General features: G+C 68.1%; 9 protein-coding genes and 1 pseudogene. 7 read left to right on the top strand and 3 right to left on the bottom strand.

The features are described from left to right. The 3 genes from J7E68_RS08445 to rfbA form a co-directional block, all read right to left on the bottom strand. The coding region (locus J7E68_RS08445; RefSeq protein WP_215171672.1) for a bifunctional dTDP-4-dehydrorhamnose 3,5-epimerase family protein/NAD(P)-dependent oxidoreductase at positions 1 to 1146 on the bottom strand (1146 nt) is incomplete at its 3' end. Then, on the bottom strand, positions 1146 to 2144 hold the full coding sequence (gene rfbB / locus J7E68_RS08440; protein ID WP_215171670.1) for a dTDP-glucose 4,6-dehydratase: 999 nt from the start codon (positions 2142 to 2144) through the stop codon (positions 1146 to 1148). The genes rfbB and J7E68_RS08445, both read right to left, overlap by 1 nt. Further along, positions 2141 to 3013, bottom strand: a complete 873-nt coding sequence (rfbA, locus tag J7E68_RS08435) for a glucose-1-phosphate thymidylyltransferase RfbA (protein WP_215171668.1) — start codon at positions 3011 to 3013, stop codon at positions 2141 to 2143. Before rfbA ends, rfbB begins: the two co-directional genes overlap by 4 nt. A gap of 144 nt (positions 3014 to 3157) precedes the next feature. On the opposite strand from rfbA, the gene J7E68_RS08430 reads away from it, so the two are divergent. From J7E68_RS08430 to J7E68_RS08400, 7 genes and pseudogenes are all read left to right on the top strand, one after another. Further along, complete coding sequence (locus J7E68_RS08430; protein WP_215171666.1) at positions 3158 to 4387, top strand: hypothetical protein; 1230 nt, start codon at positions 3158 to 3160, stop codon at positions 4385 to 4387. Positions 4388 to 4424: 37 nt separating this feature from the next. Then, entirely contained in the window at positions 4425 to 5750 is a 1326-nt protein-coding gene (locus J7E68_RS08425) for a hypothetical protein (protein WP_215171664.1), read from the top strand. Then, positions 5734 to 7011, top strand: coding sequence for an O-antigen ligase family protein (locus J7E68_RS08420; RefSeq protein WP_215171662.1), 1278 nt, complete (start codon positions 5734 to 5736; stop codon positions 7009 to 7011). Before J7E68_RS08425 ends, J7E68_RS08420 begins: the two co-directional genes overlap by 17 nt. A 57-nt stretch (positions 7012 to 7068) precedes the next feature. Further along, the gene (locus J7E68_RS08415) at positions 7069 to 7701 is read left to right on the top strand and encodes a hypothetical protein (RefSeq protein ID WP_215171660.1); all 633 of its coding nucleotides are present in this window, start codon (positions 7069 to 7071) and stop codon (positions 7699 to 7701) included. 95 nt (positions 7702 to 7796) lie between these two features. After that, complete coding sequence (locus J7E68_RS08410) at positions 7797 to 13145, top strand: PKD domain-containing protein (RefSeq protein WP_215171658.1); 5349 nt, start codon at positions 7797 to 7799, stop codon at positions 13143 to 13145. Between the two features lie 89 nt (positions 13146 to 13234). After that, positions 13235 to 13858: a CDP-alcohol phosphatidyltransferase family protein gene (locus tag J7E68_RS08405; protein ID WP_311416727.1), complete on the top strand. Its 624-nt coding sequence runs from the start codon at positions 13235 to 13237 to the stop codon at positions 13856 to 13858. 169 nt (positions 13859 to 14027) lie between these two features. Continuing rightward, a pseudogene (locus tag J7E68_RS08400) lies at positions 14028 to 15406 on the top strand (hypothetical protein); the annotation flags it as partial.

Genomic DNA, 15406 nt, shown 5'->3' with positions numbered 1-15406 from the left:
CGACAGCAGGTGGGCGAGCGCCGAGGCGAGGTCGTCGGTGAAGGTCAGTCGTCCGATCTGGTCGGCGACCACGCGGGGTGCGACACCGCGCTCGGCCAGAGCTGCCATGGTGCGCACGAAGTTGCGACCCTCGCCGATCACCCAGGACGTGCGGATGATGAAGTGCCGGGGTACCGTCGCGACGATCGCGTCGCCGGCGGCCTTCGTCTGGCCGTAGACGCCGAGGGGGCCGACCGCGTCGTCCTCGAGGTAGGCGCCGGACTTCGACCCGTCGAACACGTAGTCGCTCGACACGTGCACGAGGGTGAGGCCGTTCTCGGTGGCGACGCGGGCCAGCTCCGCGACGCCTGTGACGTTCGCCGCCCAGGCGGCTGCGCGCCCGTCGGCGGTCTCGGCCTGGTCGACGGCGGTGTAGGCGGCGGCGTTGATGATGGTGCCGTAATCGCGCCAACGCCGTGCGCTCGAGAGATCCGCAGCGGAGAGGTCGAAGGTCTCGCGCGTCGTGTACTCGATGTGCGGGGCATCGCCGAGAACGCTGCGCAGCGCGAGTCCCAGCTGGCCGGATGAGCCGATGACCAGCGTCTTGCGCGAACCGATCGGGGACACGTCCGCGAGTCGCGGGTGGGCGAGGTCCTTCGCCGAGATCTCGACCTCGGCGAGGGGGATCGGCCAGGTGATCGCCGCCGTCTCGTCGGCGAGGTTGAGGAACGAGTACTCCGCATCGGCCGACCAGTGGTCGTTCACGAGGTAGGCGTACGCCGTGTCCGCCTCGAGCGTCTGGTACGAGTTGCCGACTCCGCGGGGCACGAGGATCGCGCGCGACGGGTCGATCTCGGCTGTGAAGACGGTGCCGAAGGTCTCGCCCTCGCGCAGGTCGACCCACGCGCCGAAGATGCGGCCGGTCGCCACCGAGACCCACTTGTCCCAGGGCTCCGCATGTATGCCGCGGGTCGTGCCGACGGCATCGTTGAACGAGATGTTGTTCTGCACGGGTCCGAAGTCGGGCAGGCCGGCGGCGACCATCTTCTCGCGCTGCCAGTTCTCCTTGAACCAGCCGCGGGAGTCGCCGTGCCCCGGAAGCTCGACGAGCAGCAGCCCGGGAATCGGGGTCGGAATCACGGTGAGCGCCTTGCCGAACTCGGTCATCACTGGCCCTTCGCCGCGTAGAAGGACTCGGTGGCGTCCTTCGAGGGCGCCCACCATTCCTCGTTCGCCCGGTACCAGTCGATCGTCGAGGCCAGTCCCGACTCGAAGTCCGAGAACTGCGGCTGCCAGCCGAGCTCGGTGCGCAGCTTGGTCGAATCGATCGCGTAGCGCAGGTCATGGCCGGCACGATCCGTGACGTGGTCGTACGCGTCGGCGTCGAGTCCCATCTGCGTGAGGATCAGCTCGACGACCGACCGGTTGTCCTTCTCGCCGTCGGCGCCGATGAGATAGGTCTCGCCGATCACGCCCTTCTCGAGGATCGTGAGCACGGCCGACGAGTGATCGTCGGCGTGGATCCAGTCGCGCACGTTCAGCCCCGCGCCGTAGAGCTTCGGACGGACGCCGCGGATGACGTTCGTGATCTGTCGCGGGATGAACTTCTCGACGTGCTGGTACGGGCCGTAGTTGTTGGAGCAGTTCGAGATCGTCGCCTGCACGCCGAATGAGCGCACCCAGGCGCGCACGAGCAGATCGCTTCCCGCCTTGGTCGACGAATACGGCGACGACGGGTTGTAGGGCGTGCTCTCGGTGAAGCGCTGCGGGTCGTCGAGCTCGAGGTCGCCGTAGACCTCGTCGGTCGAGATGTGGTGCAGGCGGCGCTGGTGCCTGCGCGCGGCTTCGAGCAGCGTGTACGTGCCGATGATGTTCGTGTCGAGGAACGGGCGCGGATCGTGCAGGGAGTTGTCGTTGTGCGATTCCGCCGCGTAATGCACCACGGCGTCGACATCGGCGAACAGGGAGTCGACGAGCTCGGCATCCGCGATGTCGCCCTCGACGAGCTCGACGCGGTCGGCGGGGAGCCCGGCGAGAGATGCGCGATTGCCGGCGTAGGTGAGCTTGTCGAGCACCGTCACGTGTGCGTCGGTGTGCGCGACGACGTGGTGCACGAAGTTGGATCCGATGAAGCCGGCGCCGCCGGTCACGAGCAGACGGGTCATACGCGACCCCTTTCGAGCAGGTCGAGCAGATACGAGCCGTAGCCGGATTTCACGAGCGCCTCGGCGCGGGCGCGAAGCTCGTCGTCGGTCAGGAATCCCTGCCGCCAGGCCACTTCTTCGGGCACGCCGATCTTCATGCCGGTGCGGCGCTCCATGGTGCGCACGTAGTCGGCGGCATCCGTCATCTGATCGAACGTCCCGGTGTCGAGCCAGGCGGTTCCGCGGGGCAGCACCTCGACCTGCAGCTTCTTGCGCTCGAGGTACTCGCGGTTCACGTCGGTGATCTCGTACTCGCCGCGGGCGCTCGGAGCAAGGTTCCGGGCGATGTCGATCACGTCGTTGTCGTAGAAGTAGAGTCCGGGCACGGCGTAGTTGCTCTGCGGGTTCTTCGGCTTCTCTTCGAGCGAGACGGCCTGGCCCTCGTCGTCGAACGACACCACGCCGTAGGCCTCGGGCTCGGCGACCCAATAGGCGAACACGGCGCCGCCGTCGATGTCGGCGAAGCGCTTGAGCTGCGTGCCGAGGCCGGGGCCGTAGAGCAGATTGTCGCCGAGCACCAGGGCGACGCTGTCGTCGCCGATGAAGTCGGCGCCGATCGTGAACGCCTGGGCGAGCCCGTCGGGCGACTCCTGCTGGGCGAACGTGAGAGAGATGCCGAACTGCGAGCCGTCGCCGAGCAGGCGCTCGAAATGAGCGGCATCGTGCGGGGTGGTGATGACGAGGATCTCGCGGATGCCGGCGAGCATGAGCGTCGACAGCGGGTAGTACACCATCGGCTTGTCGTACACCGGAATGAGCTGCTTCGAGACTCCGAGCGTGATCGGATGCAGGCGAGTGCCCGATCCTCCCGCCAGAATGATGCCCTTCATGATCCCCCTCGTGAAAACGTCGATGTCCATGGTGGCGTCACAGAGAGGACGGCTTCCCCTCGCCATCCACGACGACCCCCACAGCCGTACGGCTCGACTCTATCGCGTCGCGTCGCGTGGCAGGATGTCACGCGGGGAGGCGACATGAAACGCAAGGCTCTGGGGGCCGTCATGGGGCAGGCGGCGCAGGCGGGGATCGGACTGCTGCTGCAGATCCTCGTCGCGCGACTGCTCGGTATAGAGGAGTACGGGCGCTTCGCGATCCTCTACGGAGTGGTGATCGTCGCGACCGCGGTCGTGACCGGCCTGGTGGGCGACACGCTGGTGGTGCTCGACCGCTCGCGCAGGGTGATCCGGGCGGGCCTCGAAGCCATGCTGCTCATGACGTCGGTCGTGCTCGCGGTCGGAGCCTTCCTGATCGCGTGGCTCACCGGGTTCTCCGACGTTCTCGAGTCCGCGCTGTTCGCGGTGGCGCTCGCCGCCTTCGCCGTCGAGGAGATCGTGCGACGGCTGCTGATCGCGCACATGTCGTTCGTCCGCACCGCGATGACCGACGTGTCGGGGTTCGTGGTCGCGCTCGCGATCATCCTCGTCGTCCATCTCACCGGCACCCTCTCTCTGGCGGCGTTCCTCGGGGGGATCGCGGCAGGCCAGATCGTGGCGACCTTCGTCGGCTGGATGCTCGTGCCGAAGGCCGACCGGCACCTGGTCGGTCTCGGCGGTGCGGATGTCGCGGCCGTCTGGCGCTACGGGATGTGGCGCGGACTGCAGCAGGTGCTGCGCCCCAGCCTCTTCACGGTGGTGCGCCTTCTCGTGCTCGCCGGCGCCGGCCTCGCCGCGGTGGGTCTGCTCGAGGCCGCACGCACGTACACCTCTCCGCTGATCCTCGTGATCGGCGGACTCTCGTCGTTCCTGTTCGTGCGCTTCGCCGATCAGCACAAGGCGGGCAGGGCCGGATCCGTCCGCGAGGCCGACCGGGTCGTCGTGTTCCTCGTGATCGGCACGCTGCTGATGAGCGTGATCGCCGTCGTGCTCATCCCCTGGGTGAGTCCTCTGCTCTTCGACGTCCAGGTCGATCCTCTGGCGGTGATCGCGTGGCTCGCCTACGGGATGTCCGTGGCGATCGTCACTCCCTACGGCGCGCTCGGGGCCGTAGGCGGGCGCCAGGTGGCCGTCTTCGTGATCCGGCTCTCCGACACGCTGCTCGCGATCCTCGCCGCGGTGGTCATGCTCGTGCTGGGAGCGGAGCCGTCGACGCTGCCGTTCGCACTGGCCGGGGCGTCGATGCTCGGAGGCCTGGGGTTGCGCTGGCTCGTGGCGTCGGGCGGCCGGTCGGTCGGCCCGCGCGGTGACGGAGCACCGGACGGCGAATGATAGGTTTAGGCCCTGTCTTCGGCTGAGGGGGTTGGCGATGGAAGATGTCCCTTACGGACGTATCCTGCGCGAAGGATGGGTCGTCATCGTCGTTCTCGCGGTGCTCGGTGCCGGCATGGGGTGGTTCGTCACCAAGCTGCTGCCCGAGACGTATGCCGCGACCTCGACGCTGCTGCTGCGCGTCGACTCGACCGAGGCGTCGCTCTTCGAGCGCAACCAGTTCAGTCTCGCGCGCATCAAGTCGTACCCGCCGCTGGTCGACAGTCCCGAGGTCATCGACGCGGTGCGCGACGACCTCGATCTCGATGACGACGAGTACCCCGACCGCGACATCCGGCGGATGCTGTCGGCCGAGAACACCGCAGACACCGTGCTGCTGATCGTTCGCGCGGACGCGCCGACCGCGCAGCTCTCGGCAGACATCGCCAACTCGGCGGCCACTCACCTCTCGGAGCTGATCGGCGAGACCGAGAACGACGAGGATGACGCGCGCTACACCGTGGCTCTCGATCAGGTGCTCCCTGCCGTCGAACCCCTCGCACCCATCTCGCCGCAGGTCACGGCGATCACCGGACTCGGCGGAATCGCCGGTCTGGCTCTCGGCGCGATCGTCGCGGTCTACCGCACCACCACCAACCGTCGCCTGCGCACGATCTCGGACGTCCGGCGGTCGTCCGGTCTGCCCGTCATCGGACAGATCCCGCGGCGCAGCCGATTCCATCCCGCCTCGAACACCGGCGCGATCGCGGCCTACGAGGAAGCGGTCGGCAATCTCGTCGCCCTCGCGGGCGGCGGCATGCGCACCCACATCGTTGTGCCTGCCTCGGACGGATCGATCGATGACGATGCGATCACCGGGCTCATCGAAGCCCAGCGGCTGATCGGCGCCTCGGCGTGCGTCATCGACACCCGCGAGGTGCACGTGACCGGCCACGGCCACACGCTGAACGAGGTTCTCGACGGCGGATCGATCACCGACGGCGACGACGAACGTGCCGTCTTCGTCGCCGACGAGCCCATCTCGCTCGACACGCTCGTCTCCGAGCTTCCCGACATCATCACAACGATGCACGAGGAGTTCGACGTGGTGGTCGTGGTGTGCGAGCCCGGAGCATCCGCGCTCATCGAGCAGCTGGTGGGTCCGGGGGCAGGCGTCATCATCAACGTCCGGCACAACTCGACCTCGGCGACCGATCTGGTCGCCGTCACCACACGTCTGCGGGTCATGGGCATCCGTCCGGTCGGAGTCGTCATGCTCCACACCGGCCCGAAGTCCCTCGGCTCCATCGCCGAGTCCTGGCGGGTCTCCGACCGGGATCCGGTCCTCGCGGGCTCCGGAGGCTCGCATGCTCGATCCGACTGAGCTCGCCCGTCAGCCGCGTCAGCAGTCGGCGCACCACCCGAGCAGTGCGCGGGTGACCGCGGTGGCGGGGCTCTACGTCCTGCTCATCGTCAGCGTCATCCCTTGGCGAAGCGCCACCATCTACAGCGGCGGGGTGGATGCCGTCGTGATCGCCAAGGCGCTGATCGCGGTGATCGCGCTCGGCGCGACGGTCGCGCTCGCGGCGAGGACCCGCGAACGGGTCGCCGTCGGCATCGCTCCGGCAGGCGTGATCGCCATCGTGCTGCTGGTCAGCGTGCTTGGCTCGGTGCTCGCGGGCAACGACTCCTCGACCATCGTCCTGGTCGGGCGGATGTTCGTGGTGATGGCCACGATACTCCTTCTTCTCACAGCGGTCCCCTGGGTGACGAGCATCGCGTGTCTGCTCTCGGCGATGGCCGCGGTCGCCGTGGTCGCGGCGATCACAGGTCTTCCCTCGCTCGCCTCGACCGGGCGCCTCGGCGGAGGGATCCCCGAGATCCACCCCAACGAGCTCGCCGGTCTCGTGGCCGCCCCGCTCATCGGTCTGGTCATCCTCATGCTCCGCAACGGCGTGCGGGTGTGGCGGCTCATCGGGGCCGTCGTGCTGGTCGGCATCGCGGTCGCGAGCGGCTCGCGCACCGGGCTGCTCGCGATCGTCGTCGGCATCGTCGTCGCCGTGCTCGTCAACGGCATCCGGGATCGCAGCGTGCTGTACATGCTCATCGGCGTGCTGCCCCTCGGATACGCCATCGCGTCGTTCACCGACGTGTTCAGCACACTCGCCACCAGAGCAGGCTCCAACGACACCTCCACCGCGCTGGATTCGCGGTTCGACGTCTGGAGGGTCGTGATCGGGTGGGACTGGGGGGAGTGGCAGAAGTGGATCGGGATCGGGCTGTCGGCCAAGAAGATCCCGGTCGACATCAAGTGGCGCGACGAACAGGTGCTCGACAGCAGCTGGGCGTCGCTGCTCGCCCAGACCGGGCTCATCGGCACCGCGCTGATCGGAGCGCTGATCGTGTGGTGCGTGGCGAGTGCACTCATCTCGTCGCGTCGGCGCTGGCTCGTCGCCCCGTTGCTGACTCTCGTGATCATCAGATCGGTCACCGAGAGCGGCCTCGTCGACAGCGCGACGGCCTTCATCCTGTTCTTCGTGGTGGCGTCGTTGCTGACCCATAGATCCAGACACGCCGACGACCCGACGGGGCCGGTCTTCGATGTCGTCGACAACCGCCGTTCGCGGCAGTCGAGTCTCACCTAGAATGACGGAATATCCGCGTCCTCGACGTGGAGTGCCGGTGCGCGGAGGAGGGGACCAGTGACGGAGACGCTCAAGGAGCCGCGGGGGCGGATGGGCTGGCGCGGCTGGGCCGTCGTCGGCGTGGTCGCCGTTCTGCTCATCGGCGGGATCATCTGGGGAGTGCTGGCGAACAGCGCGTCGAACGACGCAGGCCCCGGTGCCTCCACGAGTCCCGGTGCGACGCCGACACCGCAGCCGACCGAGTTCGAGACGCCGTCGCCGGGCGCCACCGACGGCGTCGCCAAGCCCGACGACGGTGACGGGGTGCCGCTCGACGAGCCCGCACCCGCGGTCGACGGGGTCGTCGCCGAGGTCACCGCGATCGAGGCGACCACGGCGGGCAACGACATTCCGGGCGAGCCGAGCGGCCCGGCGATCCAGGTGACCGTGCGCCTCACCAACGGGTCGGACGAGCCTGTCGACACCGCGGGCGCGAACGTCACGCTGACCTACGGCGGAGATGATCGGCTTCCCGCTGCCGGAGTGACCGGCGAGGGCACCACGGTCTGGCCGGAATCGATCCCGGCCGGCGGCCAGGCGGATGCGATATTCCAGTTTGCCGTTCCCTCTTCTCCTGACGGGGACGTGCGTGTTATCGTCGCTATATTGGCCGCTGCGCCAAACGTCGTCTTCGTGGGCCCTCGACCTTAGGTCGCGGGAATCGAACGACGGATTACTGGGGAATCATCGTTCGGTGCCAATGTAGGGGTTGAGCGCGAACGGTCCATCATCTGGGGAGATGAACGATGGGCAATACAGCACTGTCTTGGGGACGCCGCGTACGCGGAGCTTCGATCGCGATCGCGTTGACGATCGCCGTGGTCTTCGGATCACTGGTGGCGATCTCGCCCGCTCAGGCGGACGTGAGTCCGCCCGAGGGTGAGGCGGCGACGGTCACCGCCGACTCGCTGCCGACGGTCCAGATCAACGGCATCGTCTGGGATCAGGCGGTCGTCGGCAACGTCGTCTACGCCGCAGGCAAGTTCACCAGCGCTCGCCCGGCAGGGGCGGCCGCGGGGACGAACGAGACGCCCCGATCGAACCTCCTCGCCTACGACATCCGCACCGGCGCGCTCATCACGTCGTTCGCCCCGTCGATCAACGGCCAGGTGCGCCAGGTCGAGGCCTCGCCCGACGGCACGCGGCTCTACATCGTCGGCGACTTCACCACGGTGAACACCCAGACCCGCAACCGCGTCGCCGCGTTCGATCTGCCCAGCGGCAACCTCGCCGCATTCAACCCGAACTCCAACGGCGTCACCTCCGGCGTGGCCGCGACCAACGACACCGTGTACATCACCGGCACGTTCGGCCGCGTCTCGGGCAACGACCGCTCCGGCGCCGCAGCCTTCACCCGCAGCGGAACCCTGCTGCCCTGGGCCCCCGTGCTCGAGTCGCGCCAGGGCCGCGTCGTGACCGTCTCTCCCGCGGGCGACAAAGTGGTGCTCGGCGGCAACTTCCTGACTCTCAACGGCAGCTCCAACCCCGGCTACGGCCTGGCCATGGTCTCGGCATCCGATGCCTCGCTGCTGCCCTTCTCGGCCAACAACGTGATCCGCAACGCGGGTCTGGACGCCGCGATCCTCTCGCTCAAGTCCAACGGTGACGACATCTACGGCACGGGCTACGTCTTCGGGAACGGCGGCAACCTCGAGGGCTCGTTCCGCGCCTCGTGGTCCAGCGGCAACCTGGTGTGGGTCAACGATTGCCACGGCGACCAGTACGACGTCGAGCCCATGGGCGACACCGTGTACGCCGCAGGCCACTCGCACTACTGCGGCAGCCTCGTCGACGGATTCCCGCAGAGCGACCCCTGGTCGTTCTACCGCGGCCTCGCCGTCACGAAGGACGTCGAGCGCACCACGCCGTACGGCCTGAACCTCGGCTACTACGACTTCGGCGGGAACCCCGCACCCAAGCTGCAGCACTGGTTCCCGGCCTTCAACGCCGGCAATGTCAGCGGCGCATCGCAGGGTCCGTGGTCTGTCTCGTCCAACAGCGAGTACCTCGTGTACGGCGGCGAGTTCACGCGAGTGAACAACACCGGACAGCAGGGTCTCGCCCGCTTCGCCGTGAAGGAGAAGGCGCCGAACGCACAGGGCCCGATCCTGTGGAACACGGCGTGGCCGGCATCGTCGATCGCCCTCACCGGTGGGTCGATCCGTGTCAGCTGGCCTCTCAACTACGACCGCGACAGCGAATTCCTGAAGTACGAGGTGCTGCGCGACAACGTGGTCGTCAAGACCTACGAGAACGTGCGGTCGAAGTCCGCCGACTGGGGTCTCCCCCCGATGGCCTTCGTCGACACCACCGTCACGAACGGCACGAGCTACACCTATCGGGTGCGCGCCACCGACAACGAGGGACACACGATCCTCGGCGGGACGACGACCGTGACGGCTTCCGGTTCCGCGGCTCCGAGCGCGTACCGCACCGCGGTGCTCGATGACGCCCCGCTGAGCTACTGGCCGCTGGACGACTCGTCCGCCACGCTCTCGTACGACTGGGCCGGAGCATCCGACCTCGCCGTCCGCAGCGGCGTGACGCGCGGCACCTCGGGTGCCATGCTCTCGGATTCCCGCGACGCCTCTGACTTCGACGGCTCGACCAACGGCTTCGCCTCGACCACGACGGCGATCGCCGGCCCCAACACCTTCGGTGTCGAGGCCTGGTTCAAGACGACATCCACCGACGGCGGCAAGATCGTCGGCTTCGGCAGCAGCTCGACCGGTACATCCGGCAGCTATGACCGCCATGTCTACATGGAGGCCAGCGGACGCGTCACGTTCGGCGTCTACCCCGGCTCGTCGCAGACGATCAGCTCGTCGTCCGCTTTCAACGACGGTCAGTGGCACTACATGTCGGCCGGTCTCAGCGACGGCGGCATGGTGCTCTACATCGACGGCGTCCGGGTCGCCCAGCGCACCGACGTCACCTCGGCGCAGCCGTACAACGGATACTGGCGCGTCGGTGGAGACACCTCGTGGTCGGGAGCCGCCTTCTTCGACGGTCAGATCGACGAGGTCGCCATCTACGGGGCTCCGCTGACTCGCGAGCAGGCTGCTGCGCACTACACCGCATCCGGGCGTGAGCTCGAAGGTGCCACGGCGCCCGCGGACGCCTATGGTGCAGCGATCTACGCCGCCGACCCGGCACTGTACTGGCGTCTCGGCGAGTCCACGGGCAGCGTCGCGGCAGACGCCTCCGGGTACAACCAGAAGGGCAACTACTTCGGCGCCGTCACCAAGGGCGCGAACGGAGCGCTCGAGGGAGTCAGCAACTCGGCGGCCACGTTCGAGGGCGGCCAGGTCATCAGCCAGAACTCCTTCACCAACCCTCGGTCGTACTCGCTCGAGGCATGGTTCAAGACGAGCACGACCAGCGGTGGCAAGATCATCGGGTTCGGCAACAGCCCTGACGGCAACTCGTCGGGATACGACCGCCACATCTACATGACACCGGACGGCAAGCTCATCTACGGCGTCTACGTCGGCTTCACCGACACGCTGCAGACCTCTGCCTCGTACAACGACAACGAGTGGCACCAGGTCGTCGCGACACAGGGCGCGACCGGCATGCGTCTCTACGTCGACGGCGTGCTGCAGGGCTCGAACGGCCAGACAAACGCGCAGGACTACACCGGCTACTGGCACGTGGGTGGCGACGTCACCTGGGGTCCCGGCGACTGGGAGTTCGACGGAGCGATCGACGAGGTCGCGGTCTACCTGACGCCGATCTCTGAGACCGCCGTCTCGCAGCACTACGCGCTGGGGACGACGGGTGCTCCGGCGAACATCGTGCCGAGTGCCAGCTTCACCTCCGCAGTGACGAAGCTCGGTCTCGCGGTCGACGCCTCGGCCTCGACCGACGCCGACGGCACGATCACCGGCTACAGCTGGAACTGGGGCGACGGATCGCCTGCGGGCTCCGGCGCCACGGCGACGCACACGTACGCCGTAGCAGGCTCTTACACGGTGACTCTCACGGTCACCGACGACAAGGGCGCGACCGACACCGAGACCACGATCGTCGAGGCGGTGGCCAACCAGGCTCCCGTGTCGTCGTTCACCTCGGCAGCCGCCGACCTCAAGGTCGACGTCGATGCGAGCGCCTCGCAGGACACCGACGGCACGATCGCCGGATACTCCTGGAACTGGGGTGACGCGTCGGCAGCCGGTTCCGGCAAGACCGCGTCGCACACGTACGCTGCGGCAGGCACCTACACGATCACCCTCACGGTGACGGATGACGAGGGTGCCACCTCGCAGAAGACGGCCTCGATCACGGTGACCGCGCCCGTGGGTGCAGTGACCTACGCCTCGGATTCGTTCAACCGCACGGTCGCCAGCGGCCTCGGCACGGCGAACACCGGGGGAGCGTGGACGCTGTCGAACACGGCATCCAACTACCTCGTGAGCGGCGCGTACGCGGCGTTCCAGCAGCCGGCAGGAGGCGCGCAGCGATACGCGTACCTCACCGGCGTCTCCTCGACCGACACCGCGGTGGACGTCGATGTGGTCCTGCCGCAGCTTCCGACCGGGGGCAGCGCGTATTACACGGTGTCCGCACGTCGCGTCGGCACCGAGGACTACAAGTCGCGGGTCATCGTCTCGCCGACCGGCGGCGTCCAGCTGCAGCTGCAGCAGACCACCACCGTCCTGACGACCGTTCCGACGGGGATCACCGTGAGCGCCGGTGACGCACTGCACGTGCGCACCGAGGCGATCGGCACGTCTCCGACGACCATCCGGGCCAAGGTCTGGAAGGTCGGCACGACCGAGCCTGCGGGCTGGACCTCGACCACGACCAGCTCGACGGCCGGTCTGCAGTCGGCAGGTCACGTCGGACTCGGCGTGTACCTCGGCGGATCCGTCACGAATGTGCCGTTCCAGACCCGGTTCGACAACTTCTGGGCGGGCTCGACCACCGGCGGACCCACTCCTCCGGCGAACCAGGCGCCGACCGCCGCGTTCACGAGCTCGGTCAGCGGCCTCGCGGCGACGGTCAACGGATCGTCCTCGACGGATGCCGACGGCACCATCGCCTCGTACGCCTGGGAGTTCGGCGACGGCGCCACCGCCACCGGTGCGACGCCCACGGCTCACACGTATGCCGCGGCCGGCACGTACCAGGTCAAGCTGACGGTCACGGACGACAAGGGCGCGACGGGCACCGTGACCAAGCCGGTCACAGTGACCGCCGCCCCGGGCAACCAGAACCCGGTCGCCGCGTTCACGGCCACGCCGACCGACCTCACGGTCGCGGTCGACGCCTCGGCGTCGACGGACCCCGACGGTTCGATCGCCTCGTATGCGTGGAACTTCGGTGACGGCACGACGGGGACGGGCGCGACGGCCTCGCACCCGTATGCCGCAGCTGGCACATACACGGTGACGCTCACGGTGACCGACAACGCCGGCGGGGTGAACACGGTGACGAAGTCGGTGACCGTGGTCGCTCCCGCGGGTGCGGCGTTCGCGGCCGACGACTTCGGTCGGGCGAACGGCACCCTGGGAACCGCCCAGACGGGCGGTGTCTGGTCGCAGACCAGCGGGGCTGCGAACGTGTCGATCGACAACGGCGCGGCGAAGTTCACGACGCAGGCGGCGGGCCAGACCCGCACCGCGTCGCTGAACTCGGCGACCTCGACGAGCACCGATCTGACCTTCACGGTCGCAGCACCCGCGCTGCCCGCGGGCGCGCGCGTCTACGTCGCGGCTCTCGCCCGCGTCGTCGGGGCGGACGACTACCGGGCGCGCTGGCTGATCGGGGCCGACGGCACCGTGACGGCGCAGCTCGCCCGTGGCGGAACGGCACTCGTCTCGCAGAACATGGCCGGGTTCACTTTCACCGCCGGAACGATATATAACGTGCGGGTACAGGCGTTCGGCACGGGTACGACGACGCTGCGGAGTAAGATCTGGGCGGCGGGAACGACCGAGCCGGCTGCCTGGCAGCTGTCCACGACCGATTCCACCGCAGCCCTGCAGACCGCCGGCTACATCGGGATCTCGACATACGCGGGATCCGGATTCAGCAGCGTTCCGTACACCGTGGCATTCGACGACTTCCGAGCACGAGGAGTGACCCCCTGAGTTTCGCAGACGCGTATCGGGGCCTTTCAGCAGCGCAGAAAGGGAGGGCCCGTGGGGCCCCCGCCTACTCGGTCTTCATCAACCGGCCCGTGGGCCGGGTGATCGCCGCAGGTGCGTACACCGCCGGTCTCGTTCCCAACCAGGTCTCCCTGATCAGCGCGGGCTTCACATTCACCGGGATCATCCTGCTCGCGACGGTGCCCCCGTCGATCGTTCTCGGAATCGTGGTCTGGCTGCTTCTCGCGATCGGCTACGCGTGGGACAGTGCCGACGGTCAGGTGGCACGGCTGCGTGGGGGAGGGTCGCTCGCGGGCGAATGGCTCGACCACGTCCTCGATTCGACGAAGCTCGTCTCCCTCCCGATCGCGGTCGCCATCGGCTGGTACCGGTTCTTCCCTCTGCCCTCTGATCTCTGGCTCCTGGTGCCGCTCGGGTTCGCCGTCATCTCGACGGTGACCTTCTTCGGGATGATCCTGAACGATCTGCTGCGCGGCAAGCGCGGCGTCCCGCAGGCGGCGCAGGCCGGTGGGTTCTCGCTCGTCCGGTCTCTGCTCGGTCTGCCGACCGACTACGGAGTGCTGTGCTTCGCCTTCGTGTTCTGGGGGTGGGCGCCCGCCTTCATTCTGGTATACAGCCTGCTCGGACTCGCCGCGTTGCTGTACCTGGTCGCTGCCCTGGCCATATGGTTCCGGAAGATGTCGGCGCTCGGCTGAGTCGAAAGGATCTCCGATCGCTGACGGTTATTCAATCGATATCAGCGAACCCATCGTGACTACTCAGGATTTTCAGGCTATGGTCTAACATCATCCGCCACCGAAGTCGGATGTCGTAGCTGCCTACCCGACCCTGCAGTGACGAGAAGCACATCGGAGCCTCCCCCTCATGCGCAAAAACACCCTCCCCCTGATCGCATCCTTATCCGCACTGATACTCCCCTTCGCCGTCGTGGCGCCCGCATCTGCGGCCACGACCGACGTGGTCGTGGTCCAAGACTCCATGAACCGCACGGTGGCCCAGGGCCTCGGCTCGTCCGCTGACGGCACCAAATACGACGCGGCCCCGCTCGCATCGGTCTCTGTCGCGAGCGGCACGGCGAAACTCAACGCCGCCGCCCCCGGCGCCACGGTCACCGCGCGTCCTGTCGGACTGTCCGTGAGAGATTCCACGCAGTCGACGGTCTTCACCCTGCCGAAGCTGCCCAAGTCCGGCTCCGGCGTGTACATGAGTCTGCAGTCGCGGCTCACGACGAGCGGCTTCTACCAGACGCAGGTGCGCGTCGACCCGAAGGGCGTGGTGCTGCTCGAGACCCTCCGCGTCAACGCCGGGGTGCAGACCACCCTCGGGTACACCTGGGTTCCCGAGCTGCGGGTCAAGGCCGGCGTGCCCTTCGTGCTCGAGACCCGCCTCGCGGGGACGGACGCCGTCACCATCGACGCCCGCGTGCACGCCGTGGGAGCGAAGCCGTCGTCGTGGAAGCTCACCGTGACCGATCGCGCGGCGAAGCGCCTGACCGCGGCCGGCCGCACAGGAGTGCGGCTGTACGTGTCGCGCAGCACCCCGGCGCTTCCCGTGCTGTTCGACGACCTCCGGGTGTCGACGACGCAGGAGAAGCCGACGCCACCGCCGACGACGCCGACCACTCCGACCACTCCGACGACGCCGACCACGCCGACCACTCCGACGACTCCGACGACTCCCACCACCCCGACGACGCCGACGACTCCGACGACGCCGACGACTCCAACGACGCCGACCGCCCCCGCGGGCGGAGCGCCTGCCTGGAACGTCGCGGGCACTCGTACGGCCGCCGGCTCGGCAGCAGTCGGGTCGACGAAGTACGCCGTCCCTGCGGGCGCGCTGTTCGTGAGCCCCAGTGGCAAGACCGGGGCGACCGGGTCGTCGGCTGCCCCGTTCGCCAGTGTGCAGACCGCGGTCGATCGTGCCTCTTCCGGCGCGACGCTGGTGCTTCGTGCGGGCACGTATCACGAGTCGGTCGTGGTGCCCGCCGGCAAGAAGATCACCATCCAGTCGTACCCCGGCGAGGCGGTCTGGTTCGACGGCGCATCGACGCTGAAGAACTGGCAGGGCGCCGGCGGTCGCTGGTTCAGCGCCGACTGGAAGTACGACTTCGATTCCACGCCCTCGTTCACCAAGGGCGAGGCCGACGGCACGGCTGCCGGATGGCGATGGCTCAACGCCGCGCACCCGATGGCGGCGCATCCGGAGCAGGTCTGGATCGACGGCGTCGCGCAGGTCGAGGT

The sequence above is a fragment of the Microbacterium sp. ISL-103 genome, from assembly GCF_018613995.1.
GTDB lineage: Bacteria > Actinomycetota > Actinomycetes > Actinomycetales > Microbacteriaceae > Microbacterium.
Note: the sequence above shows the minus strand (reverse complement) of the source record. Positions and strands in the feature narration are given on the sequence as shown.

Excerpts from the sequence above, each read along its gene's own strand:
- rfbB (WP_215171670.1), bottom strand. The coding sequence starts at position 2,144 with ATGACCCGTCTGCTCGTGACCGGCGGCGCCGGCTTCATCGGATCCAAC.
- rfbA (WP_215171668.1), bottom strand. The coding sequence starts at position 3,013 with ATGAAGGGCATCATTCTGGCGGGAGGATCGGGCACTCGCCTGCATCCG.
- J7E68_RS08430 (WP_215171666.1), top strand. The coding sequence starts at position 3,158 with ATGAAACGCAAGGCTCTGGGGGCCGTCATGGGGCAGGCGGCGCAGGCG.
- J7E68_RS08425 (WP_215171664.1), top strand. The coding sequence starts at position 4,425 with ATGGAAGATGTCCCTTACGGACGTATCCTGCGCGAAGGATGGGTCGTC.
- J7E68_RS08420 (WP_215171662.1), top strand. The coding sequence starts at position 5,734 with ATGCTCGATCCGACTGAGCTCGCCCGTCAGCCGCGTCAGCAGTCGGCG.
- J7E68_RS08410 (WP_215171658.1), top strand. The coding sequence starts at position 7,797 with ATGGGCAATACAGCACTGTCTTGGGGACGCCGCGTACGCGGAGCTTCG.